Origin of the sequence: Luteococcus struthionis (genome assembly GCF_048595755.1) — a bacterium.
GTDB lineage: Bacteria > Actinomycetota > Actinomycetes > Propionibacteriales > Propionibacteriaceae > Luteococcus.
Genome location: NZ_CP184360.1, coordinates 2,295,189 through 2,315,880, shown reverse-complemented (window position 1 = coordinate 2,315,880; position 20,692 = coordinate 2,295,189). Strand labels below are relative to the sequence as shown.

The following is a 20,692-nucleotide window of genomic DNA, read 5'->3' as shown; positions in this document are numbered from 1 at the left end:
GGGACGATGAGATCGGTTCTCCATCACCGGCCGGGCGGCCAGCGGACCCCCTATCGGGGACTCAGTCCTCGATCACCACCTGATTGGCGACGTCGCGATCGATCCGGCCGAAGTTGTAGTAGGCAGCGCAAGCGCCCTCCGGCGACACCATGCAGGTGCCGATCGGATTGTCCGGGGTACAGGCAGTACCGAAGACCTTGCACTGCCACGGCTTGATGCGGCCGGTGAGCACCGACCCGCACTCGCACGCTTTGGGGTCCTCCTTGCGCACTCCGGGGATGGTGAACCTCCGCTCGGCATCCCAGGGCGCGAAGGCCTCGGCGATGCCCAGGCCCGAGTCCGGCAGCATGCCCAGACCGCGCCACTCGAATTCGTCGCGCAGTGTCAGGGTCTGTTCCATCATCCGCAGCGCGGCCGGATTACCGGCCTCACGCACCACGCGAGCGTACTGGTTCTCCACGCGGGCCCGGCCCGCCGCGACGTCGCCACTGACGAACTGCTCCAACAGCATCGCGACGGCCTGCAGGATGTCCAACGGCTCGAAGCCGGTCACCACGCAGGGCAGGTTGTGTTCCTCGACGAGGAAGTCGAAGGCATGGGTTCCCGTGATGGTGGCCACGTGACCGGGGCCGATGAAGGCATCCACCATGGTCTCGCCGCCGTTCACGATGGCCCGCAGCGGCGGCTCGATGGTCACGTGGTTGGAGAAGATCGAGAAGTTCCGCACGTCCTCGGCCTTCGCCTGCAGCAGGGTGACCGCGGTGGGTGGCGTGGTGGTCTCGAAGCCGACGGCGAAGAAGACGACGTGGCGTTCGGGATTGTCCCGGGCCACCTGCAGCGCATCCAGCGGCGAGTAGACGAAACGCACGTCGCAGCCGCGGGCACGGGCCTGCAGCAGCGACTCCCCGGTGGACCCGGGCACCCGCATCATGTCCCCGAAGCAGGTCAGGATCACACCGGGCTGGGCGGCCAGCCACAGGGCGTCGTCAACCCGCCCCATGGGGATCACGCACACCGGACAGCCGGGTCCATGGACGAGCTCGATCTGCTGCGGCAGCAGGTGTTCCAGGCCGTGGCGGTAGATGGTGTGGGTGTGCCCGCCACAGACCTCCATGATCCGGATCGGGCGCTCCAGCCGGCTTGCCAGGCGCTCGATGGTGGCGAGAAGTGCCTTGGCATCCTCGGGGTCGCGGTAGTCGTCGACGTACTTCATGCCCGCTCCCCCATGCCACCGTCGATGGCGCTGCTGGCGAAGCTCTCCACCTCGGAGCTCCACACGTCGCCGCCAAGCTTCTTGATCTGGTCCAGGGTGATGCGGGCCTCGTCGGCGTCGATCCGGCTCAGGGCAAAACCGACGTGTACCAGCACCCAGTCACCCACGGCCAGCCCCTCGTCGACCAACAGGTCCGTGGCGATCATCCGCTCCACGCCGCTGATCGCCACTCGCGCGCGAGGTTGCTCGGGATCGGGGATCTCGACGACCTCGGCCGGAACGCCCAGACACATCTGACTCTTCCTTCCTGGACCCCGGTCGCTCACTGACTAGGGCTTCGGGCCTATCATGACGCATGCGACGAGGCCGTCGCGCACCGCCCCGGACACTTGCCACAAGGAGCCCCCGATGGACCCGAAAAATCGCCTCAACGACGACGAGGAGCGGGTCAACTCCACCATCGAGAAGGTCCGCCGCCGCGGCATCCGGCTGACCGACGACCACATCACCCTGGCCCACGGCGCGGGGGGCAAGGCCTCCGCCGCCCTGGTGGAGCAGGTCTTCGTCGCGGTCTTCGCGGACGAGGAGCTCCAGAACCTGGGCGACGCCGGCGTGGTGCCGCTGGCTGACCTGCTGGCCGGGGTGGAGACCGACGGCGGCGCGATCGCCCTGTCCACCGACTCCTATGTGGTCAATCCCATCGAGTTCCCGGGTGGCAGCATCGGTGACCTGGCGGTCAACGGCACGGTCAACGACCTGTCCGTCAGCGGCGCGGTGCCGAAGGTGGTCTCCGCGGCCTTCGTCCTCGAGGAGGGACTGCCCGTCGAGACGCTGCGCCGGATCGTCGCGGACATGAAGGCCGCCGCCGATGCCGCCGGCGTGCGCATCGTCACCGGCGACACCAAGGTGGTACCGCACGGGGCCTGTGACCAGCTCTACATCACCACGGCCGGCGTCGGTGTGGTGCCGGCCGGGCGCACCCTGCACGCCGACAGTGTCCAGCGAGGCGACAAGGTGATCCTGTCGGGACCGATCGCCGACCACGGGATGGCCGTGATGATGGCGCGTGGCGACCTGGCCATCGACGCCCCCATCGAGTCCGACACCCGAGCCGTCAACGCCATGGTGACCGCGCTGCTGGAGGCGGCCCCCGGCACCCGCTGGATGCGCGACGCGACCCGCGGCGGGGTGGGCACGGTGCTCAACGAACTGGCCATGGCCACCGGATTCGGGGTGGCGGTCACCGACGACGACATCCTGGTCCGCGACATGACCCGCGCGGCCTGCGACATGCTCGGCATCGACCCGCTCTACGTCGCCAACGAGGGCACCTTCGTGGCCGTTGTGCCGGCGGATGAGGCGGAGGCCGCCGTCGCGGCCCTGCATGAGGTGCCGGGCGGCGAACAGGCGCGGATCGTGGGCCGGGTCGTGGCGCAGCCCGCCGCCTCCGTGGTGCTGGTCACCGGCTTTGGCGGCACCCGGATGGTGGACATGCTCGTGGGTGACCCGCTCCCCCGGATCTGCTGAGCAGCCGTCCGGCGAAGGCCTGCCCCAGGCTCAGTCCCCCGTCATTGGGTGGGACGACGCGGTGGGTCAGCACCCGCAGGCCACGGGCGCGCAGCTCGGGGACGAGCCGGCCCACCAGCAGTCGGTTCATGGCGACCCCTCCGGTCAGCCCCACCAGGTCCGTGCCCAGCTCGCTGGCGGATCGCTCAAGCACCCCGGCCAGTGCCCAGGCGATGCCGTCGTGGAAGCGTCGGGCCCGGTCCGGCAGCTCGCCCGGACGGCGGAGGAGGTCGTCGAGCACCTCGGCCAGGTCCGCGGGGTGCGGATCCGTGGCCCGCCCGCACCTGGCCAGCCGCTCCAGTTCCATGGCGGCCTGGGCCTCGTAGCTCGTCTCCTGGCAGACCCCCAGCAGGCTGGAGGCTGCGTCGAACAGGCGGCCCATCGACGAGGTCTGGACCACGCCGAAGCCACTGGCCAGCTGCGACTCGACGAGACGACGTTCGGGGCCCTCGACGATGTCCGGGGCGTCGAAGCCCCAGGCATGGCACAGGCCCAGGGCGACCCGCCAGGGATGTCGGATCGCACGGTCCCCACCCACGAGACTGAACTGCGGCACGTGCCAGGCGCGGGACCAGTCGCACAAGTCCTCCCCCAAAGCCAGCACCTCACCACCCCAGATGGTCTGGTCGGTGCCGTAGCCGGTGCCGTCCAACGCCGCGACCACCACCGGCCCGTGCCCCACGCCGTGTTCGGCCAGCAGGGACAGCGCATGAGCCCAGTGGTGCTGCACGCCCACCAACGCCACCTCGGGGCGATCGTCGGCATACCGCTCCGCCCAGGCGGTGGTGGCGTAGTCCGGGTGCAGGTCGTGCACCAGCACCTGCGGGGAGCGTCGGTGGATGTCGACGAGTTGGCCGACCGAGGCCTGGTAGGCCCGTTGCGCCTCCCAGGACCCCATGTCCCCGATGTGCGCGCTGACGAAGGCCAAGTCATCCGTGGCCAGGGTGAAGGTGTTCTTGTACTCCCCTCCCACGCCCAGGACGCACGGCCCCTGCGTGGCTGGTGCCGGGAGGACGACGGGCAGGGGCGCGTGCCCGCGAGAGCGGCGCGACGGGAGGCTGCCCAGGAAGACCGAGTCCTCGACGGGCACGTGAATGGGGCGGTCATGCAGCAGGAAGGCGTCGGCCAGATGGCCGAGCCGGGCCAGGGCGTCGTCATTGTCGTGGCACAGGGGTTCGGCCGCGGCATTGCCGCTGGTGGCCACCAGCGCCAGGCCGTCGTCGAGCAACAGGTGGTGCAGCGGGGCATAGGGCAGCATGACACCGACGTCCCCGAGCCTTGGCGCGACGGCGTCGCAGAGGTCGTAGGACCTGGCCATCGGGGCAATCACGATGGGCCGCGCCGGGCTGGTGAGCAGTCCCAGCGCCTCGGGGTCCAGGTCCGCCAACCGGGACGCCTGCTCCACCGTGCGGACCATCACGGCGAAGGGTTTTCCGGACTTGCGCTTGCGCTCCCGCAGGGTGGCCACGGCATCGGCATTGCGGGCGTCGCACATCAGGTGGAAGCCGCCGATCCCCTTGACGGCAAGGATCTTCCCGTCCTGCAACAGGGCGCGGGCATGAGCGATCACCGACCGTTCGTCCTGTTCGACAGGCTCAGGGAGCAAGGTGAGCGCGGGGCCGCAGTCCCAGCAGGAGATGGGCTGCGCATGGAAGCGACGGTCACCGACGTCGGTGTACTCCGCCCGGCAGGCCTCGCACATCTCGAAGCCCGCCATGGTGGTCGTCGGCCGGTCATAGGGCAGGTCCCGAATGATGCTGAGCCGGGGGCCACAGTTGGTGCAGGTGATGAAGGGGTGGCCGAAGCGCCGGTCGTCGGGATCGCGCAGCTCGCGCAGGCAGTCGTCGCAGGTGGCCACATCGGGCGGGACGAGGGAACGCAGGCCGGGCAGGTGGCGGCTGGCCACCACCCGGAAACCGTCCTCGTCGACGAGCGGCAGTTCGGTGGTCACCTCGTCGATCACGCGGGCCAGGGTCGGCAGCGTGTCCAGGACCTCGCGCTGGAAGGCGTCGAGCACAGCGGGCTCCCCCTGCACCTCGACGAAGACCTGCACCTCGTCATTGCCCACCAACCCAGTCACCGGGTGACGGGCCGCGACCTTTGCCACGTGGGGACGAAATCCCACGCCCTGCACCACGCCGCGCAGCAGCCATTGGCGACGCTGCCGACAAACCGCCTCACCCATGTGGGTAGGGTAACGCCCAAGACCGGTCTGACGAGGTGTGACGTGCATGAACTCTCCTTGAGCCGCGAGGTGGCGGCCATCGTGGGACACGCGTCGGCGGGCCGGCCCGTGGCCGTGGTCGAGTTGCGTGTGGGGCACCTGCGACAGGTGGTCCCGGATGCCCTGCAGCATGCTTGGCGGTTCACCGTGAAGGGCACGCCCTTGGCCGGTGCCCGGCTGCTGATCGAGGAGGTCCCGGTGCGGCTCACCTGCCTCGACTGCCACCAGGACAGCCTTCCCGGGCACCAGCTCGGCTTCGACTGCCGCCACTGCCAGTCCCCTCATACCCGCATCACGGCGGGCGAGGAATTCATGGTCGTCGCCATCGAGGTCGACGACCCCGACCAGAAGGGAGTCCCCGATGGGACGCTTCCACCGGCACGACGGTGACGACATGCACACGCATGACGACGGCACCGTGCACAGCCATGAGCACGGCGACCACGCCCACGAGCACGACCACCCCCACGAGCACCACGAGGTGGACCCGGACCTGCTCGGGGACCACTCCGGCTACCAGACCGGCCGGGAGCGGATCGAGGTCCTCACCGACATCTATGCGGAGAACGACCGGCTCTCCGACGCCAACCGGGCGGCCTTCGATGCCGCTGGCGTCACCTGCATCAACCTGATGAGCTCACCGGGTTCGGGCAAGACGACGCTGCTGCAGCGCACCCTGGCAGCGCTGCAGGGCAGGCGGCGCGTCGGCGTCGTCGAGGGCGACATCGAGACGGCCATCGACGCCGACCGACTGGAGGGCTTCGGCGCCCAGATCAGCCTGCTCAACACCGGCGACGGTTTCGGCGGCGAGTGCCACCTCGATGCGCCGATGGTGGCCAAGGCATTGCGCGGCCTGGACCTGTCCCAACTGGACCTGGTGCTGATCGAGAACGTCGGCAACCTGGTCTGCCCGGCCGAGTTCAACGTCGGGGAACATGCGAAGGCAATGGTCTACTCCATCACCGAGGGCGAGGACAAGCCGGTCAAGTACCCGGTGATGTTCCGCTCCGTGGAGGTGGTGGTGGTCAACAAGATGGATCTGGCACCCCACCTGGATTTCGACATGGACCTGTTCCGCAGCAACCTGGAGAAGGTCAACCCCGGCGTCACCGTCCTGGAAATCTCTGCCAGGACAGGAGATGGGATCGACGCCTGGATCGACTGGGTGCTCGCTCGCCGCGCAGCCGACGGTCAAGCCCCGGGATCTGGCGTGGAAAACACTTGAGGACCTGTTCAAGAACCCCCTCACGACCCACTACAGTTCGTCGTATCGAATGTGAATCGTTGGGACACCGCTGCCCCGACGGATGTGAAAGGGCGACGCCATGAGCTTCGAACAGAGCCCCTACCAGAGTCCGGTCTGGCAGGAGGGCACCTTGGGCGAGAACCTCGCCAGGGCCGGGGTCGACCGGCGTGACTTCCTCAAGTTCTGTGGGGCGATGGCATCCATCTTCGCCGTCGGGGCTCCGGCTGCGCTGGGTGCCAGCCCCGCGCAGGCAGCTCCCGGCAAGGCGCCCCTGACGGCGGAGCAGATCGCCGAGAAGCTCGAGGGCATCAAGAAGCCCAATGTGGTGTGGCTGCAGCTGCAGGAGTGCACCGGCTGTTCCGAGTCCGCGCTGCGCTCCGGCGGCACCACCGTCGAGGAACTGGTGCTGAGCCTGACCAGCATGAACTACTTCGAGCTGTTGATGGCCCCCTCCGGCCACGCCGCGGAGAAGGCGCTGGAGGAGACCAACAAGGAGCCGCACATCCTGGTGGTCAACGGTTCGGTGCCCATGAAGGATGGCGGAATCTACGGAACCATCGGCGGCAAGTCGATGGAGCAGGTGCTGCGCGAGTCCGCGGAGAATGCCACCGCCATTCTGGCCGTCGGGGCGTGCGCGGTGTACGGCTCGGTGCAGGCCGCCCGCCCCAACCCGACCGGCGCAGTCGGCGTCGACGAGCTGATCAAGGACAAGCCCGTCATCAACGTCGCCGGCTGCCCGCCGATCGGTGAGGTGATCACCGCGTCGATCACGTACTTGTTGACCCACGACGGCCTGCCGGAACTGGACGCCGAGGGCCGGCCCAAGTTCGCCTACGACCAGCGGATCCACGACTCCTGCCCGCGCCGCGCGCACTTCGACGCCGGCCAGTACGTGCGCACCTTCGACGACGAGGCCGCCCGCAACGGGTGGTGCCTGTACGAGGTGGGGTGCAAGGGCCCCAGCACCTTCAGCCCGTGCCCGATCATCCAGTGGAACCTGGGCACGTCGTGGCCGATCGGCGCGGGTCACCCGTGCATCGGGTGCACCGAGAAGCACTTCTTCGACCGCTTCACCCCCTTCTACGAGGAACTGCCCAATGTTCCCGGCCTCGGCATCGAGGCGACGGCGGAGAAGGTCGGCTGGGGGCTGGTGGGCGCCGCCACGGTTGGCGTCGCCGCACACGCGGGGCTGACCGCCGCCCGCCACGCCGCGGCCAAGAGGACGCCCGTGGACGTGCAGATCCGGGCCTTCGGCGAGGGCGGCGACCCGACGATCGGGACCACCACCCCCACACCGCCGCCGGACCAGCCGGCGCACCAGGTGACCGGCGTCGAGCAGCCCGGCGCCGTCGAGACCATCAACAACGACTCCACCAGCACCGGAAAGGGTGAGTGACCATGGCAGAACGCGTCGTCATCGACCCCCTCACCCGCATCGAGGGACACGTCCGCATCGAGATGGAGGTGCAGGGAACCCAGATCAAGAAGGCCTGGGCGGAGACCACCCAGTACCGCGGCATCGAGACCATCGTGAAGGACCGTGACCCCCGCGATGCCTGGGCCTTCGTCCAACGCATCTGCGGCGTGTGCACCAGCGTCCACGCCATCGCCAGCTGCATCGCCGTCGAGGACGCGATCGGCGCGCGGGTCCCGGAGCAGGCCAACCTGATCCGTTCGATGGTGATGGCATCCCAGGAGATCCAGGACCACGTCATCCACTTCTACCACCTGCAGGCACTGGACTGGGTCAACGTCGTCTCCGCCGCCAAGGCCGACCCGCAGAAGACCTACGACTTCGCCAAGCGCATCGGCAGCACCTGGAAGGGCAACACCGTCGAACGCTTCACGAAGGTGAAGCAGACGGTGCAGGGCATCCTGGACTCCGGTCAGCTCAGCATCTTCACCGGCGGCTACTGGGACCACCCCGCGTACAAGCTCCCGCCGGAGGCCAACCTGATGGCCGTCGCCCACTACCTCGACGCGCTGGAATTCCAGCGCTCCATGATCCGCATCTGCACCGTCTTCGGCGGCAAGAACCCGCACCCGAACTTCCTGGTCGGCGGCATGGCCTGCACCATCGACCCGGACAAGTCCGAGTCCATCAACCAGGTGCACACCGACCAGATCCGGCAGTGGGTGGCCGAGACCGACGAATTCGTCCAGCAGTGCTACCTGCCCGACGTCGTGGTGATCATGGACGCCTATCGCGAGTACTACTCGATCGGGAAGTCGTCGGACACCTTCATCGCCGCCGGGATGGCGGGCAGCATGTTCTTCGGGGACCCGGCCACGGCCCGCGGCCAGGAACCCCTGGGCGGGGTGAAGCCGGGCGTGCTGCTTGACGGCGACTACAAGACGGTCCACCCCTTCGACCCGGGCAAGATCGCGGAGAACATCACCTCGGCCTGGTACACCTACGAGGGTGGCGAAGCGGCCAAGACCCCGGACAAGGGCGAGACCACGCCGCAGTACACCGGCCCGAAGCCGCCCTACACCTGGCTGGGCGACCAGGAGAAGTACACCTGGTCCAAGGCCCCCCGCTACGACGGCCGCCCCACCCAGGTGGGTCCCGTCGCACGCGTCCTGCTGGCCTACGCACAGGGCCACAAGCGCACCGTGGAGCTGGTCGACATGGTGTTGAAGAAGTCCGGGATCAAGCTCGAGCAGATGAACTCCACCGCGGGCCGCATCATGTGCCGCGCCATCGAGGCCGCCACCAGTTCGGAGCACCTCAAGGCGGAGACCTTCCCGAAGTTCATCGAGAACATCAAGAAGGGTGACCTCGACGTCTTCGACTCCACCAAGTGGGAGCCGAGCTCCTGGCCCGAGGAGTGCCAGGGCTACTCGATCGTCGAGGTGTCCCGCGGCCAGCTGAGCCACTGGACCACCATCAAGGACAAGAAGATCGCGAACTACCAGGCGGTGGTGCCCACCACCTGGCTGGCCGGTGGCCGCGACGACAAGGGCAAGGAAGGGCCGTACGAGGCCTCGCTCGGCTACGGAACACACCCGCTGGTCAAGCCGGAGGAACCGTTGGAGCCGATGCGCACCATCCACTCCTACGACCCGTGCATGTCCTGCGCGGTGCACGTGCTGGACCCCGACGGTGGGGAGCTGGTGCAGGTGGTGACGCCATGAGTGCCACCGCCGAGCACATTCCGCAGGTGGAGGTGCTCAATGCCTTCAGCGTCGGGGGGATGAGCGAGCGTCGGCTGATCTCGCTCGCGGCGGCGGCCCCCGAGGGTTCCACCGACGACGTGGACCTGGCCCTGGCCAACTACATCGTCGAGACGCACGCGGACGTCCCGGTCCCCCGGGTGCCGGCGGAGCACTTCGACGCGGCGCGCAGCATCCGTCGCTTCTCCCTCACCAAGGTCGACGACTACCCCTGGTCGGACATGCCGGCCGAGACCATCATCGTGATGCGCGGTGAGCTGGACTCGGTGATCGCGGAGGCGAAGTCCACCCGCGAGCAGCGCGCCCTGATCCGTCGCAATGCGCAGCAGGTGGAGATGCGGGGCTGCCGCCCCCTCGCGGTCGCCGTGGCGCGGCAACGTGCCGACGGCAGCCGCGGCCCCTTCCAGCTGGAGGGTTTCGTCACCGTCAAGCCGTTGAGCGTGCACGGCTTCGAGGACGAGATGACCAGCCGCCCCGGGGACTGGGTGCGGGTCAACCTGTGGAGCCCGCTGGTGCGCTGGCAGCACTGGATCAACGTGGCCCTGATCTTCGTGATGAGCTGCACCGGGTACTACATCATGCATCCCTTCGTGGGGCCCATCGCGCGCACCGGCGTGGAGACCGGCTACCTGATGGGATGGGTGCGCCTGGTGCACTACATCGCAGCCTTCAGCTGGGTGCTGCTGGGACTGACAAGGCTCTACCTGCTCTTCACCGCCAAGGACCGCTTCCTGCGCTGGCCCGCCCTGTGGCCCCTGTGGAAGGGCGAGGACGTGAAGAACCTGGGCCGGGTGGCGATGTACTACACCTTCATCAAGAAGCACGCCCCGCTGTACGTCGCGCACAATCCCTTGCAGCAGCTCACCTACACCGGCATCTACGCGCTGGGTGGCCTGCAGATCATCACCGGCACCGCCATCTATGCCCTCTACCACCGCTACAACTGGTTCTGGGGTCTGTTGGCGACGCCGGTCGAGTGGATCGGCATCCCGCACATGCGCCTGCTGCACGCGTTGATCATGTTCGTCTTCTGGGCCTTCGTGATCGCCCACGTCTACCTGGCCGTGCGTGCCGACTCCATCGAGCGCCACGGAGGCGTCTCCGCGATGCTCAACGGGGGCGTCTGGATGCGTCGCGGATCCAAGCCCGTCGACGCGCCCCCGATCGACTGATGACCAGCCAGACCACCAGCCACATCACCAGCCGCGGCCCAGCGCCGGTCGAGCGATCGACCGGCGCTCCGGTTGTGGTGCTGGGCATCGGCAACACGATCATGGCCGACGACGGCATCGGGTTGGCGCTGTTGGAACAGGTGCAGGCCCAGGCGCCGGCCAGTCCCTTGGTGGACTTCGTCGACGGGCGCACCGGCGGGATGGAGCTGCTGCCGGTGGTGCAGGACGCGCGATACCTGCTCGTGCTGGATGCTGTCGCTGGCCCCGTGCCGGGAGAGGTGGTCAGCCTGTCCGGTGACCAGGTACCGCGGCTGCTGGCCAGCAAGTTGTCGCCGCACCAGGTGGGGCTGCTGGACATCCTCGCCGCGGCCCGCCTGCTGGGCACCGAACCCGAGCGGATCGACGTCGTGGGTGTGGTGCCAGAGACGGTCGACCTCTGCCTGGGCATGACCGAGGCGGCCTCCCGTGGGGTCGAGCAGGCGACTCCGATTGCCCTGGCCGTGCTGGCCGAACTGGTCGCGGCGGCGGAGGCCGTGTCGGCGTGAGGTCAGTCGCTCTCCAGGTCCGCCCAGGCGACGTCGAACTCACGTCCGCGCACCAGGTTCCCCGTCGGGGTCTGGCAGACCGGGCAGACCAGGGCATAGAACTCGTCGATCTCCCGGTCCTCGCGGCAGGTGAGGCAGTGCACGGCGGCCTGGACGTGCTCCACGTCCAGCGTCGCACCGTCCAGACAGCTGCCGTGGATGGCGATGGGCCACGCTCCCTGCAGGGCTTCGACGGTCGTGCCACTCATGCTGCCCACCCGCAGCCCCACCGCGCTGGCCCGCGTCGCGGTGGGCGAGGCCTGCACCGCCTGCTCGACGGCGGCGACCACGGTGGTGAGCAGTCCGAGTTCGTGCATGAGCAGATTCTTGCAGACTGCAGGAGGATGGGGCGATGACCCGCGAACGAATCAATCTAGACGCGATGCTGTCCCCGCAGTCGGCCCGCGTGCTGGTGCGCGTCGACGAGTCCGGCGACGCCCAACAGGCCTGGTTCGACCTGGCCGGCCTGCCCCGCGTCGACGCCCATCTGGTGGGCCAGCCGGTGCGGGAGGTGCCGCGGATCGTTGAGCGGCTGTGCGGCATCTGTCCCGCCGCCCACCACCTGGCGGGAATCCGTGCCCTGGAGGCGCTGCTGGGACTGGGCGCGACGTCGTGGCAGGCGGAGAACATGCGACGGCTGCTGCACCACGGGTCCGCGATGGACGCCCTGGCGGTGCGCCTGTTCGCCGAGCACCGCGAGCGCTGCCTGCAGCTGAGGCGGGTCGGCAAGTTGGCCATGAAGGTGGCCGGCTCCCCCGGGCACTTCCCCAGCACGGCGGTTCCCGGCGGGGTGTCCACGGCGACGGATCCAGCCCTGGTCCGGGAACTCTCGGAGGTCATCGCCGAGGCCGTCGAGGCCGCGGAGCACCTGGCCGAAGGCCTGGTGCGCGACGCTGCCATGGCTGACGTCTTCGCGGGCCCCGATGTTGCCCTCGTCGACGAGTCCGGACGCCCCGATCTGTTGGGCACCCGGCTGCGTGCCGTCACGGCCGACGGCGACGTGGTGGTGCGGTCGGCCGCACCGCCAGAGTGGCCGACGCTGGTTGGCGAGGCTCGTCCCGGCCAGACGGCTCCCCGGCCCTTCCTGACGGTGCTGGGTCAGGACAAGGGCGTCTACCGGGTAGGGCCGATGGCCCAGTTGCGGATCGGGGCGCTGACGACCCCGCGTGCCGCCGCCCTGCAGGGACGCTGGCTGACCGCCCATGGCGGCGTCGTCGCGGCCCGGGCCATCATGCTGCTGCACTCCTGCGAGGTGGTGGCCTCGCTGGCCGCGAATCCTGCCGAACTCGACGCCGAGCCGAACTCACCGATCCCCGAGACCACTTCCCCGACCCTTGAGCCCACTTCCCCGTTCCCTGAGCTTGTCGAAGGGATCGGCTGGGTGGACAGCCCGCGCGGCCTGCTGGTGCACGCCTACACCGCCGATGCCACCGGCCGCCTCGTGAAGGCCCAGATCCTCACCCCGACCGCGCAGAACGAGCCCTGGCTGGGGCAGATGCTGCTGGGCGCCGTCGGGTCGCCGGAGCGTGTGGAGGCCAGCATCCAGACCGCCGACCCCTGTCTGCCGTGTGTCAGCGCTCCGCCCGGGCAGATGCCGGTCACCGTCGAGACGATCGAACAGGAGTCCTGAGATGTGCATTGCGCTGCCCTCCCGCATCCTGGAGATCTTCGACGCCGGCTTGCCGATGGCGCGGGTGCTGGTGCCCGGCCGTCCCGAGGATCCGGAGCGGATCGACGAGTGCTGTCTGGCCTATGTCCCCGAGGCGCGGGTGGGCGACCACGTGCTGGTCTCCAATGGCTTCGCCGTCGACCTGCTGGACGAGAAGTCGGCCCGGGAGTCCCTTGCAGCCTTCGCGGAGGTCGGCCTGCTGCCAGGCTCCCCCACGGAGACCTAGGAATCCGACGTCACGCACGACGACTGCGCATCGCACGCGTCTGCGTGAGATGCGCGTCCGCCACCAACTCCTCGTAGCGCGCGGAGCCCACGGCAACCAGCGCCACCCGACCCTCGGCGTCGTGGTGCAGGCCCCAGCCGTACCGCTTGCCCAGCGGCGACGAGCGCAGGCAGGCCTGCGCCTTCGCGAAGAAGTCCTTCCGGGCCTGCGCCCACTGCTCCTGGGGGATCGCCTGCCGCCGGGTGTGCACGGCGAAGAGCAGGTCGTCGGAGGTCAGCTCGTAGGGATGGTCGGCCAACAGCTGGTACTGCAGCGACGCGATCGTTGGTCCCTTCGCGGTGACCTTCGGGATTTCACCCGTGGTGGCCGGGCAGTCCTCGGCGACGGCGATGAACGTGTTGGTGTAGTTGGTGCTGCTCATGCCTCACTCGCCCATCTGGCCGTCGATCGCTTCCCGCAGCAGGTCCGCGTGCCCGCAGTGGCGGCAGTACTCCTCCACCATGTGCACGAGAACCCAGCGGACGGTGGGGTCCTCGTCCCATCAGCGCACCGTGACCAGCCGGGACAGGTCGACGCGCCCCGCTCCGCCCAAGGCATCCAGGTGGTCCCGTGACGCCTCACAGGCATCGCGCCAGATCCGACGAAGATCCTCGCCCGTGTCCTCCAGTGCGGAGTCCCAGTCCCAGTCCCTGTTCGCCTTCCAGTCCACGTCGCACCAAGGCCTGGCGGGCGGGTTGCCGCCCATGACCACACCGAACCAGAAGCCCTCGACGTAGGCGAGGTGCTTCAACAACCCACCCAGCGACATCGACGACGGCAGCGGTTTGGCGTGCAGTTGCTCGTCGGTGAGCCCCTCGGCCTCGTCTGCCCGCTTGTCCAGGCCGCCCATGAAGCGGTCGAGCTGCAGCACGGCGCGGGCGTGTCGTCCCGAACCGATGGGCCCCGGGTCGTCGAACGCCTGCACATCCCACCAGATGGTGCGTCCCTCCACCTCGGTGACGGTGCACTCATAGCGCACGGTCATTCAGGGCAGGGTGGCGACGGTGTGGGACAAGTCGACGTGCACGCCCACAGAGCCCTCCCCCTCCTCCAGGTGCGGACGCAGTGCCTCCATGCAGGCCCATTCCGCGGCGCCCACCATGTACGCCGTCGCAAAGACCCGGGGCACGGTCTGGAATTCCGGGGACTCGGGGAAGACATCGGGGACGCAGCGGTTCTCGGGAACGACATAGGTGCTCCAAGCAAGAGCAACCATGGAGAATGAGCAGGAGCGGTTCTCAGTCGTCGGAGCCCCGACGCCAGGCGGCCCGCATCATCTCCTTGTTCACGGCGGCGACGGCGGCCAGCGGGATCCCGGCCGGGCACACCTCGACGCACTCGCCGTAGGTGGAGCACGGGCCGAAGTCCTGTTCGACGGCCCTCACCACACCCCGAGCACGCTTGGAGCGTTCTGGCCGGCCCTGCGGCAGGGTGGCGAAGTGCGTCAACAGGGCGCCGCTGAACAGGTGCGCCGCCCCGTTGGGGCAGGCGGCGACGCAGGCACCACAGCCGATGCAGGCGGCGAAGTCCAGGGCCTTCTCCGCCCGTCGGAAGGTGATCTGGCGGTCCTCGGCGTCGGGTGCGGTGCCGGTGTCGACACTGACGAAGCCGCCGCCCTGCACCACCCGGTCCAGGGCAGAACGGTCCACGACGAGGTCCTTCACGACGGGGAAGGCCGCCGACCGGAAGGGTTCCAGCCGCACGGTGTCACCGTCGCGGAAGTTGCGCAGGTGTTGCTGGCAGGTGGGGGTGTTGGCCACCGGCCCGTGCGGCCGGTCGTCGATGGTGATGCCGCAGCAGCCGCAGATCCCCTCGCGGCAGTCGCTCTCGAAGGCCACCGGTTCTCCCCCGGCCTCGACGATCTGGTCGTTGAGCCGGTCCAACAGCTCCGGCATCGACATCTCCGGCGTCGCATCGTCCACCACGTAGGTGACGAAACCTCCGGGCGCCACGGCATTGGGCTGGCGCCACACCTCGAGCGTGATCCTCATTGGTAGTTCCTCGTCTGCAGTGGCACGGCGGTGAAGGTCAGGGGTTCGCTGTGGCGCACGGGCATCCCGGGCTGCCCCAAGGGGCCCGGTGTGTGTTCCCAGGCCGACACGAAGCACCAGTTCTCATCGTCGCGCAGCGCCTCACCGTCGGGGGTCTGGTGGTCGACGCGGAAGTGGGCGCCGCAGGACTCGTCGCGGTCGTAGGCGTCGACGCACATCAGCTCGGCAAGTTCCAGGTAGTCGGCCACCCGGCCGGCCTTCTCCAGTTCCTGGTTGAGTTCGTGCCCGGTGCCCGGGACGCGCAGGTCGCTCCAGAAGCGTGCCCGCAGGGCCCGGATCTCCTCGATGGCCTGTGCCAGCCCCTCCTTGCTGCGCGCCACGCCGCAGCCTCGGTAGAGGATCTCCCCCAGCTCGCGGTGGAAGCGGTCGGAGCCGGTCTTCCCGCCAATCGCCAGCAGCGCGTCGAGCCGGCCGGTGGCATCGGCGACGGTCTGCCGGACCGCCGGGTCGTCATCCTCCAGCAAGGGCTCATTGAGGTGCTCCGCCAGGAAGTGCGGGATGGTGTGCGGCAGGGTGAACATCCCGTCGACGCAGGCACTGAGCAGCGAGTTCGCGCCCAGCCGGTTGGCGCCGTGGTAGCCCCAGCCGGCCTCGCCGCCGACGAACAGCCCTTGGATGGAGGTCTGCATGTCGTAGTCGCTCCACAGGCCGCCCATCGAGAAGTGGGCGCCGGGCGCGATGCGCATGGGCACCTCGTAGGGGTTCTCGCCGGTGCAGTCGGCATACATCTCGAACAGGTTGCCGTAGCGCTGCTCGATGGTCTTCTTCCCCAGCCGCTGGATGGCGTCACGGAAGTCCAGGTAGACGCTGTTCTTCAGCGGTCCCACACCGTGCCCGGCCTCGATCTGTTCCCGCGCGGCCCGTGACGAGATGTCGCGCGGCGCCAGGTTGCCGTAGGCCGGGTACTTGCGCTCCAAGTAGTAGTCGCGCTCCTGCTCCGGGATCTCGTTCGCCGGGCGTTCGTCGCCCGCCTTGGCCGGCACCCAGATTCGGCCGTCATTGCGCAGGGACTCGCTCATCAGCGTCGTCTTGGACTGCCACTGGGAGCTGACCGGGAGCGCCGTGGGGTGGAACTGCAGGTAGGAGGGCGACGCGAACAGCGCACCGCGACGGTGGGCGCGCCAGGCGGCGCTGACATTGGAGTTGTGGGCCAGCGTCGAGTGGAAGAAGGCCTTGCCGTAGCCGCCGGTGGCCAGCACCACGGCGTGGGCGGCCTGGGTCTCGATGGCGCCGGTGCGCAGGTCCCGGGCGACGACGCCACGGACCCGGCCGTCGGTGACCACCAGGTCCAGCACCTCGCGGTGGGTGCGCAGGTCCACGCTGCCCGCGGCCACCTGCCGTTGCAGGGCCCGGGCCGCGGCCACCTGCAGCTGCTGCCCGGTCTGCCCCCGGGTGTAGTAGGTGCGGCTGACCTGCACGCCGCCGAAGGATCGGGTGCGCAGCTGGCCGCCGTACTCGCGGGCGAAGGGTGCCCCGATGGCGTCCATGTGGTCGATCACCCGGACCGACTCCTCGGCGAGCCGGAAGACGTCGGCCTCGCGGGCGCGGAAGTCGCCGCCCTTGACGGTGTCCTTGACGAAGCGGTCCAGCGAGTCGCCGTCCACCTTGCGACCCCGGGCTGCGTTGATGCCACCTTGGGCGGCGACGGAGTGGGCCCGACGCGCGGCATCGTGGAAGGTGTAGGTGACGACGTTGAAGCCCAGCTCGCCCAGGGCCGCGGCGGCTCCCGAACCAGCCAGGCCGGTGCCGACCACGACGATGGTGAACTTGCGACGGTTCAGCGGGCTGACCTGCTTGTAGTGCAGCTTGGCGCGGTGCCAAGCGGTGGCCGGGTCACCGTCGGGCGCGCGGCCGTCGAGCGGTGTGGTGGCCCGCGGGATGTCCAGGACGCTCATTTCACGACTCCTGTCAGCACGGCGACGGGGATGGTCAGGTTGCCGAGCGCGACGACCAGGCCGATGGCCAGTCCGACGGCGCTGATCCGCTTCACGGCCTTGGGGCCGGGCGTGGCGCCCAGGTCCAGCACCACGCTGAGCAGGCCGTGGGCGAGGTGGGCGCACAGCGCCAGCATGGTCAGGCCGTAGACGAGCGCGACGGGCCAGCGGGAGAAGGAGGCCACCACATTGGAGTAGGCGTAGGAGGCGGCGACGGTCGGGCCCTGGAAGGCGTCCGGGGCGACGGGCGTGGTGCCGATGGTGAGGTCGAGCAGGTGGAAGACGAGGAAGCCCAACAGGATGATGCCGGTCAGGGGCATGCTGCGCGCCATCCAAGTGGAGGCGGCCATCCCCTTGCGGCGCACGGATCCGCGGGCAGCCCGGCCTCGGCTGCGGACCAGCCAGCCGCAGTAGAGGTGCGCGGCCAGGCAGACCAGTAGCACGATCCGCAGGATCCACAGCAGTCCCTCGTGCGGCAGGACCGGGTGGAAGGCGGCCCGCAACCAGTGGGCGTAGCCGTTGAAGTCATCCGGACCCATGTACAACTTCAGGTTGCCGATCATGTGGACCAGTACGAAGAGTCCGAAGACGATGCCGGTGAGTGCCATCACCACCTTCGCGGTGGCATTGGACAGGCCGGTGGCATGGCCGGCGGCCCTGGTCGACGGTGACTGGGACATTCCAAACGCCTCCTGGAGAGACCTTTTGACCCACCATAGGCCCCCGCCGGGGCACGCCGACGAGCGGGGTGGTAAAACCACAAGTGTTCGGAGTGACAAGCAGCGACGCCGCCCTGGCTGGACCGGGACGGCGTCGCGTGCGCGTCGAGGGCTCAGGCCTTCTCGTCGGGCGTCTGGTTCTCGGGCTGGATGCTCCAGGCCGGAGGCTCGTCGTTGCCGGCCTCCTCCTGCTTCTCGGCGTCCTCGAAGTCGGTGTGCACCACACCGGCGGCGTGGTGGACGGGCGCGTAGATGGTGTAGAGCTGCAGCGGCTCGTCACCGGTGTTGGTGACGTTGTGCCAGGTGCCGGCGGGAACCTGGATGCTCCAGCCGTCGGAGACCTCCTGCTCGGTGTCGAGCTGGTCCTCGGCGGGCCCCATCTGCACCTTGCCCTTGCCGGCGTCGATGCGCAGGAACTGGTCGGTGTCGTGGTGCACCTCCAGACCAATGTCCTTGCCGACGGGGATGCTCATCAGCGTGACCTGCAGGTACTTGCCGCTCCAGGCCACGGTGCGGTAGTTCTCGTTGGCCTTGGTCTCGGTCTCGATGTCGAAGACGTTTGGGTTCGGTCCATTGTCAGTGATAGCCATGGCTCGAGCCTACCCACCCGTCCCGCCGCGGGTCAGGAGGGGCTCAGCCGCTCGGGTTCCTGCCCGTCGCGTGGGTTCGTGGGATGCGCGTGGGTTGCAACACACGCGGATCGCCCGAACCCGAGCGACGCGCCAGAACCCGTGAACCCGACTGATGGGGACAGCTTTCGACACGGTCAAACAGTGTGGATGGTCTTCTCAAAACGCGTGTGCGTGGGCGGAGGTGCCACAATGTTTCCCATGCCACGCACGCCCTCCTTCATGCACGACCCGCGTCTCACGGCGGCCATCACCGCTGGACGCGCCGCTGCCCTCGCCTCACGCCTGACCGGCAAGGGGTCGGGAGCCTCCATCCGCGGCAAGGTGATGACCCAGGTGGATCCCCACGCCCTGGGCAAGTTGTTGGCCAACCGACGCATCGCCGTGGTGACCGGCACCAATGGCAAGACGACCTCCACCCACCTGCTCACCGCAGCCCTGCGCGCCGGCCTGCCGGGCGACAAGGACGCCGTGGTGACCAATGCCGACGGCGCCAACCTGCACCACGGCATCGCCTCGGCCCTGGGCGAGGCACCTCGTGCCAGCGTGGCCTGCCTGGAGACCGACGAGCGCGTCGTCCCGGACGTGATCCGGCTGGGGCACCCCGAGGTGTTGGTGATGCTGAACTTCAGCCGCGACCAGATGGACCGAAACTTCGAGCTCAAGAGCCTCGGCCGCGCTTGGCGCACGGCCTTGGAGCAGGCCGGCGAGGCTGGCCCCGTGGTGGTGGCCAATGCCAACGACCCGCTGGTGGTGTGGTCGGCCCAGCCGGCCCAGCGCACCATCTGGATCGACACCGGCGCCGGCTGGACCCAGGATGCGGCCCTGTGCCCCGCCTGCGGCGCCGTGCTCTCGCGCAAGGACGGCCAGATCGTCGGTGGCGGCTCGTGGACCTGCACCGGCTGCGACCTGACCCAGCCGACGGCCGACTACCGGGTGGACGGTGAGACCGTCGTCGAACAGGACGGAACCGTCTGGCAGCTCCAGCTCGACGTGCCGGGCCGATTCAACCGCGCCAATGCCGCCTGCGCGCTGGCTGCCGCCCGCGTGATGGGGATCGAACCCAGCGTCGCGACCAAGGGCATGAGCACCGTCTCCTCCCCCGCCGGGCGCTTCGCCGTCGGCACCTTCGGCGACGTCGAGGCGCGCCTGCTCCTGGCCAAGAATCCGGCCGGATGGGCCGAGAGCCTCACCCTGGCCACCAGCGATCCGGTGGTGCTGGCCATCGACGCCATCGCCGCCGACGGCCGTGACGTCAGCTGGCTGTGGGACGTGGACTTCGAGCAGCTGCGGGGCCGCACCGTGGTGTGCACCGGCCCCCGCGCCCATGACCTGGCCGTGCGGCTGACCTATGGCGACGTGGAGCACACCATCGAGCACGACCTGATGACCGCGATCACCAGCCAGCAGGTGGACGGCGTCCTCGACGTCGTCAGCACCTACACCCCGTTCCAGAAGCTGCGCAAGCTCGGAGGCCTCGCATGAACCAGCCAGACAAGATCGTCCCCTCGGCCAAGCCGGTCAAGATCGTGCTCGTCTACCAGAGCCTGCTGGGAATTTACGGCGACCAGGGCAATGCCAAGGTGGCCGCCAAGCGCCTGCAGCTGCGCGGCATCGACGCCGAGGTCGTCGAGGTGGAGCCCGGTGAGCCCATGCCCGACGACGCAGACCTGTACTTCTTGGGCGGCGGCGAGGACATGGCCCAGATCAGCGCCTTGAAGGCCCTTCAGGCCGATGGTGGACTGCGCCGTGGAGTGGAGAACGGCGGCGTGCTGCTGGCCGTCTGCGCGGGCTTCCAGATCTGCGGCAAGACACTCACCGTTGGGGGGCGCGACGAGGTCGTCGACGGTTTGGGATTGCTGGACGTCGAGACCCGACGTGCCGATGTGCGCGCCGTCGGTGAGGTCTTGCACCGCTGGACTCGTCCCGACGGCTCCGAGAGCCTGATCACCGGCTTCGAGAACCATGGCGGCCACACGACGCTGGGCCCGCAGGCCAAGCCGCTGGCCACCGTCGAGGTCGGCGTGGGCAATGACGGCTCCGGGGTCGAGGGCGCCGTCCAGCAGGTGGGCAAGGGCTGGGTCTACGCCACCTACCCCCACGGCCCGCTACTGCCGCGCAATCCCGACCTGGCCGACCACCTGCTGGAGCTGGCGCTGGGCCGGGAGCTCGAGCCCCTGCCGATGCCGGAGGTCGACGAACTGCGTCGACAGCGAATCGAGCACGCACGCAGCCTGTGACCC

Annotated in this window: 20 protein-coding genes and 1 pseudogene; 11 read left to right on the top strand and 10 right to left on the bottom strand. The window is 69.0% G+C overall.

Going from position 1 to position 20,692, the window contains the following annotated elements; genetic code table 11:
- Nucleotides 1-61: 61 nt before the first annotated feature.
- Together hypD and ACOAMO_RS10700 are read right to left on the bottom strand one after the other, a co-directional pair.
- Nucleotides 62-1,213: a hydrogenase formation protein HypD gene (gene hypD / locus ACOAMO_RS10705; RefSeq protein WP_420174779.1), complete on the bottom strand. Its 1,152-nt coding sequence runs from the start codon at nucleotides 1,211-1,213 to the stop codon at nucleotides 62-64.
- On the bottom strand, nucleotides 1,210-1,506 hold the full coding sequence (locus ACOAMO_RS10700; RefSeq protein ID WP_420174778.1) for a HypC/HybG/HupF family hydrogenase formation chaperone: 297 nt from the start codon (nucleotides 1,504-1,506) through the stop codon (nucleotides 1,210-1,212). The genes hypD and ACOAMO_RS10700 overlap by 4 nt, the downstream gene beginning before the upstream one ends.
- Before the next feature lie 115 nt (nucleotides 1,507-1,621).
- Here ACOAMO_RS10700 and hypE point away from each other — a divergent pair, with 115 nt between their 5' ends.
- Nucleotides 1,622-2,740 (top strand): hydrogenase expression/formation protein HypE, encoded by a 1,119-nt coding sequence (gene hypE / locus ACOAMO_RS10695; protein ID WP_420174777.1) that lies wholly within the window; start codon nucleotides 1,622-1,624, stop codon nucleotides 2,738-2,740.
- Here the strand turns inward: hypE and hypF are convergent.
- The gene (gene hypF, locus ACOAMO_RS10690; protein WP_420174776.1) at nucleotides 2,673-4,964 is read right to left on the bottom strand and encodes a carbamoyltransferase HypF; all 2,292 of its coding nucleotides are present in this window, start codon (nucleotides 4,962-4,964) and stop codon (nucleotides 2,673-2,675) included. The two genes, hypE and hypF, sit on opposite strands and share 68 nt — an antisense overlap.
- 42 nt (nucleotides 4,965-5,006) lie before the next feature.
- On the opposite strand from hypF, the gene ACOAMO_RS10685 reads away from it, so the two are divergent.
- From ACOAMO_RS10685 to ACOAMO_RS10660, 6 genes are all read left to right on the top strand, one after another.
- Nucleotides 5,007-5,393, top strand: a complete 387-nt coding sequence (locus ACOAMO_RS10685; RefSeq protein WP_420174775.1) for a hydrogenase maturation nickel metallochaperone HypA — start codon at nucleotides 5,007-5,009, stop codon at nucleotides 5,391-5,393.
- On the top strand, nucleotides 5,365-6,228 hold the full coding sequence (gene hypB, locus ACOAMO_RS10680; RefSeq protein WP_420174774.1) for a hydrogenase nickel incorporation protein HypB: 864 nt from the start codon (nucleotides 5,365-5,367) through the stop codon (nucleotides 6,226-6,228). The genes ACOAMO_RS10685 and hypB overlap by 29 nt, the downstream gene beginning before the upstream one ends.
- 100 nt (nucleotides 6,229-6,328) lie before the next feature.
- Complete coding sequence (locus ACOAMO_RS10675; RefSeq protein ID WP_420174773.1) at nucleotides 6,329-7,645, top strand: hydrogenase small subunit; 1,317 nt, start codon at nucleotides 6,329-6,331, stop codon at nucleotides 7,643-7,645.
- Nucleotides 7,646-7,647: 2 nt separating this feature from the next.
- The gene (locus ACOAMO_RS10670; RefSeq protein ID WP_420174772.1) at nucleotides 7,648-9,387 is read left to right on the top strand and encodes a nickel-dependent hydrogenase large subunit; all 1,740 of its coding nucleotides are present in this window, start codon (nucleotides 7,648-7,650) and stop codon (nucleotides 9,385-9,387) included.
- Nucleotides 9,384-10,598 (top strand): Ni/Fe-hydrogenase, b-type cytochrome subunit, encoded by a 1,215-nt coding sequence (cybH, locus tag ACOAMO_RS10665; RefSeq protein WP_420174771.1) that lies wholly within the window; start codon nucleotides 9,384-9,386, stop codon nucleotides 10,596-10,598. Before ACOAMO_RS10670 ends, cybH begins: the two co-directional genes overlap by 4 nt.
- Complete coding sequence (locus ACOAMO_RS10660) at nucleotides 10,598-11,143, top strand: HyaD/HybD family hydrogenase maturation endopeptidase (protein WP_420174770.1); 546 nt, start codon at nucleotides 10,598-10,600, stop codon at nucleotides 11,141-11,143. Before cybH ends, ACOAMO_RS10660 begins: the two co-directional genes overlap by 1 nt.
- A 2-nt stretch (nucleotides 11,144-11,145) precedes the next feature.
- Here ACOAMO_RS10660 and ACOAMO_RS10655 read toward each other — a convergent pair whose 3' ends face one another.
- The gene (locus ACOAMO_RS10655) at nucleotides 11,146-11,499 is read right to left on the bottom strand and encodes a hydrogenase maturation nickel metallochaperone HypA (protein WP_420174769.1); all 354 of its coding nucleotides are present in this window, start codon (nucleotides 11,497-11,499) and stop codon (nucleotides 11,146-11,148) included.
- Nucleotides 11,500-11,534: 35 nt separating this feature from the next.
- Here ACOAMO_RS10655 and ACOAMO_RS10650 point away from each other — a divergent pair, with 35 nt between their 5' ends.
- Nucleotides 11,535-12,812 carry a nickel-dependent hydrogenase large subunit gene (locus tag ACOAMO_RS10650; RefSeq protein WP_420174768.1) on the top strand — a complete coding sequence of 426 codons (1,278 nt, stop codon included), beginning with the start codon at nucleotides 11,535-11,537 and terminating at the stop codon, nucleotides 12,810-12,812.
- 1 nt (nucleotide 12,813) lies between these two features.
- Entirely contained in the window at nucleotides 12,814-13,077 is a 264-nt protein-coding gene (locus tag ACOAMO_RS10645) for a HypC/HybG/HupF family hydrogenase formation chaperone (protein WP_420174767.1), read from the top strand.
- A gap of 10 nt (nucleotides 13,078-13,087) precedes the next feature.
- Here ACOAMO_RS10645 and ACOAMO_RS10640 read toward each other — a convergent pair whose 3' ends face one another.
- From ACOAMO_RS10640 to ACOAMO_RS10615, 6 genes and pseudogenes are all read right to left on the bottom strand, one after another.
- Nucleotides 13,088-13,498, bottom strand: coding sequence for a DUF6157 family protein (locus ACOAMO_RS10640; protein WP_420174766.1), 411 nt, complete (start codon nucleotides 13,496-13,498; stop codon nucleotides 13,088-13,090).
- Between the two features lie 3 nt (nucleotides 13,499-13,501).
- Nucleotides 13,502-14,332, bottom strand: a pseudogene (locus ACOAMO_RS10635) (thioesterase, FlK family).
- A 22-nt stretch (nucleotides 14,333-14,354) separates the two neighbouring features.
- The gene (locus ACOAMO_RS10630) at nucleotides 14,355-15,107 is read right to left on the bottom strand and encodes a succinate dehydrogenase/fumarate reductase iron-sulfur subunit (RefSeq protein ID WP_420174765.1); all 753 of its coding nucleotides are present in this window, start codon (nucleotides 15,105-15,107) and stop codon (nucleotides 14,355-14,357) included.
- The gene (locus ACOAMO_RS10625; RefSeq protein WP_420174764.1) at nucleotides 15,104-17,062 is read right to left on the bottom strand and encodes a fumarate reductase/succinate dehydrogenase flavoprotein subunit; all 1,959 of its coding nucleotides are present in this window, start codon (nucleotides 17,060-17,062) and stop codon (nucleotides 15,104-15,106) included. The genes ACOAMO_RS10630 and ACOAMO_RS10625 overlap by 4 nt, the downstream gene beginning before the upstream one ends.
- Nucleotides 17,059-17,781, bottom strand: a complete 723-nt coding sequence (locus ACOAMO_RS10620; protein ID WP_420174763.1) for a succinate dehydrogenase cytochrome b subunit — start codon at nucleotides 17,779-17,781, stop codon at nucleotides 17,059-17,061. The genes ACOAMO_RS10625 and ACOAMO_RS10620 overlap by 4 nt, the downstream gene beginning before the upstream one ends.
- 152 nt (nucleotides 17,782-17,933) lie before the next feature.
- Entirely contained in the window at nucleotides 17,934-18,410 is a 477-nt protein-coding gene (locus ACOAMO_RS10615) for a cupin domain-containing protein (protein ID WP_420174762.1), read from the bottom strand.
- Nucleotides 18,411-18,776: 366 nt separating this feature from the next.
- On the opposite strand from ACOAMO_RS10615, the gene ACOAMO_RS10610 reads away from it, so the two are divergent.
- Nucleotides 18,777-19,934 (top strand): MurT ligase domain-containing protein, encoded by a 1,158-nt coding sequence (locus ACOAMO_RS10610; protein ID WP_420177017.1) that lies wholly within the window; start codon nucleotides 18,777-18,779, stop codon nucleotides 19,932-19,934.
- A complete protein-coding gene (locus ACOAMO_RS10605) occupies nucleotides 19,931-20,689 on the top strand; it encodes a type 1 glutamine amidotransferase (protein ID WP_420174761.1) in 759 nt (252 codons plus the stop codon). Before ACOAMO_RS10610 ends, ACOAMO_RS10605 begins: the two co-directional genes overlap by 4 nt.
- The last annotated feature ends 3 nt before the right edge of the window (nucleotides 20,690-20,692 follow it).

Coding starts and splice junctions, on each gene's coding strand:
- hypD (WP_420174779.1), bottom strand. CDS start 1,213: ATGAAGTACGTCGACGACTACCGCGACCCCGAGGATGCCAAGGCACTT.
- ACOAMO_RS10700 (WP_420174778.1), bottom strand. CDS start 1,506: ATGTGTCTGGGCGTTCCGGCCGAGGTCGTCGAGATCCCCGATCCCGAG.
- hypE (WP_420174777.1), top strand. CDS start 1,622: ATGGACCCGAAAAATCGCCTCAACGACGACGAGGAGCGGGTCAACTCC.
- hypF (WP_420174776.1), bottom strand. CDS start 4,964: ATGGGTGAGGCGGTTTGTCGGCAGCGTCGCCAATGGCTGCTGCGCGGC.
- hypB (WP_420174774.1), top strand. CDS start 5,365: ATGGGACGCTTCCACCGGCACGACGGTGACGACATGCACACGCATGAC.
- ACOAMO_RS10675 (WP_420174773.1), top strand. CDS start 6,329: ATGAGCTTCGAACAGAGCCCCTACCAGAGTCCGGTCTGGCAGGAGGGC.
- ACOAMO_RS10670 (WP_420174772.1), top strand. CDS start 7,648: ATGGCAGAACGCGTCGTCATCGACCCCCTCACCCGCATCGAGGGACAC.
- cybH (WP_420174771.1), top strand. CDS start 9,384: ATGAGTGCCACCGCCGAGCACATTCCGCAGGTGGAGGTGCTCAATGCC.
- ACOAMO_RS10660 (WP_420174770.1), top strand. CDS start 10,598: ATGACCAGCCAGACCACCAGCCACATCACCAGCCGCGGCCCAGCGCCG.
- ACOAMO_RS10655 (WP_420174769.1), bottom strand. CDS start 11,499: ATGCACGAACTCGGACTGCTCACCACCGTGGTCGCCGCCGTCGAGCAG.
- ACOAMO_RS10650 (WP_420174768.1), top strand. CDS start 11,535: ATGACCCGCGAACGAATCAATCTAGACGCGATGCTGTCCCCGCAGTCG.
- ACOAMO_RS10645 (WP_420174767.1), top strand. CDS start 12,814: ATGTGCATTGCGCTGCCCTCCCGCATCCTGGAGATCTTCGACGCCGGC.
- ACOAMO_RS10640 (WP_420174766.1), bottom strand. CDS start 13,498: ATGAGCAGCACCAACTACACCAACACGTTCATCGCCGTCGCCGAGGAC.
- ACOAMO_RS10630 (WP_420174765.1), bottom strand. CDS start 15,107: ATGAGGATCACGCTCGAGGTGTGGCGCCAGCCCAATGCCGTGGCGCCC.
- ACOAMO_RS10625 (WP_420174764.1), bottom strand. CDS start 17,062: ATGAGCGTCCTGGACATCCCGCGGGCCACCACACCGCTCGACGGCCGC.
- ACOAMO_RS10620 (WP_420174763.1), bottom strand. CDS start 17,781: ATGTCCCAGTCACCGTCGACCAGGGCCGCCGGCCATGCCACCGGCCTG.
- ACOAMO_RS10615 (WP_420174762.1), bottom strand. CDS start 18,410: ATGGCTATCACTGACAATGGACCGAACCCAAACGTCTTCGACATCGAG.
- ACOAMO_RS10610 (WP_420177017.1), top strand. CDS start 18,777: ATGACCCAGGTGGATCCCCACGCCCTGGGCAAGTTGTTGGCCAACCGA.
- ACOAMO_RS10605 (WP_420174761.1), top strand. CDS start 19,931: ATGAACCAGCCAGACAAGATCGTCCCCTCGGCCAAGCCGGTCAAGATC.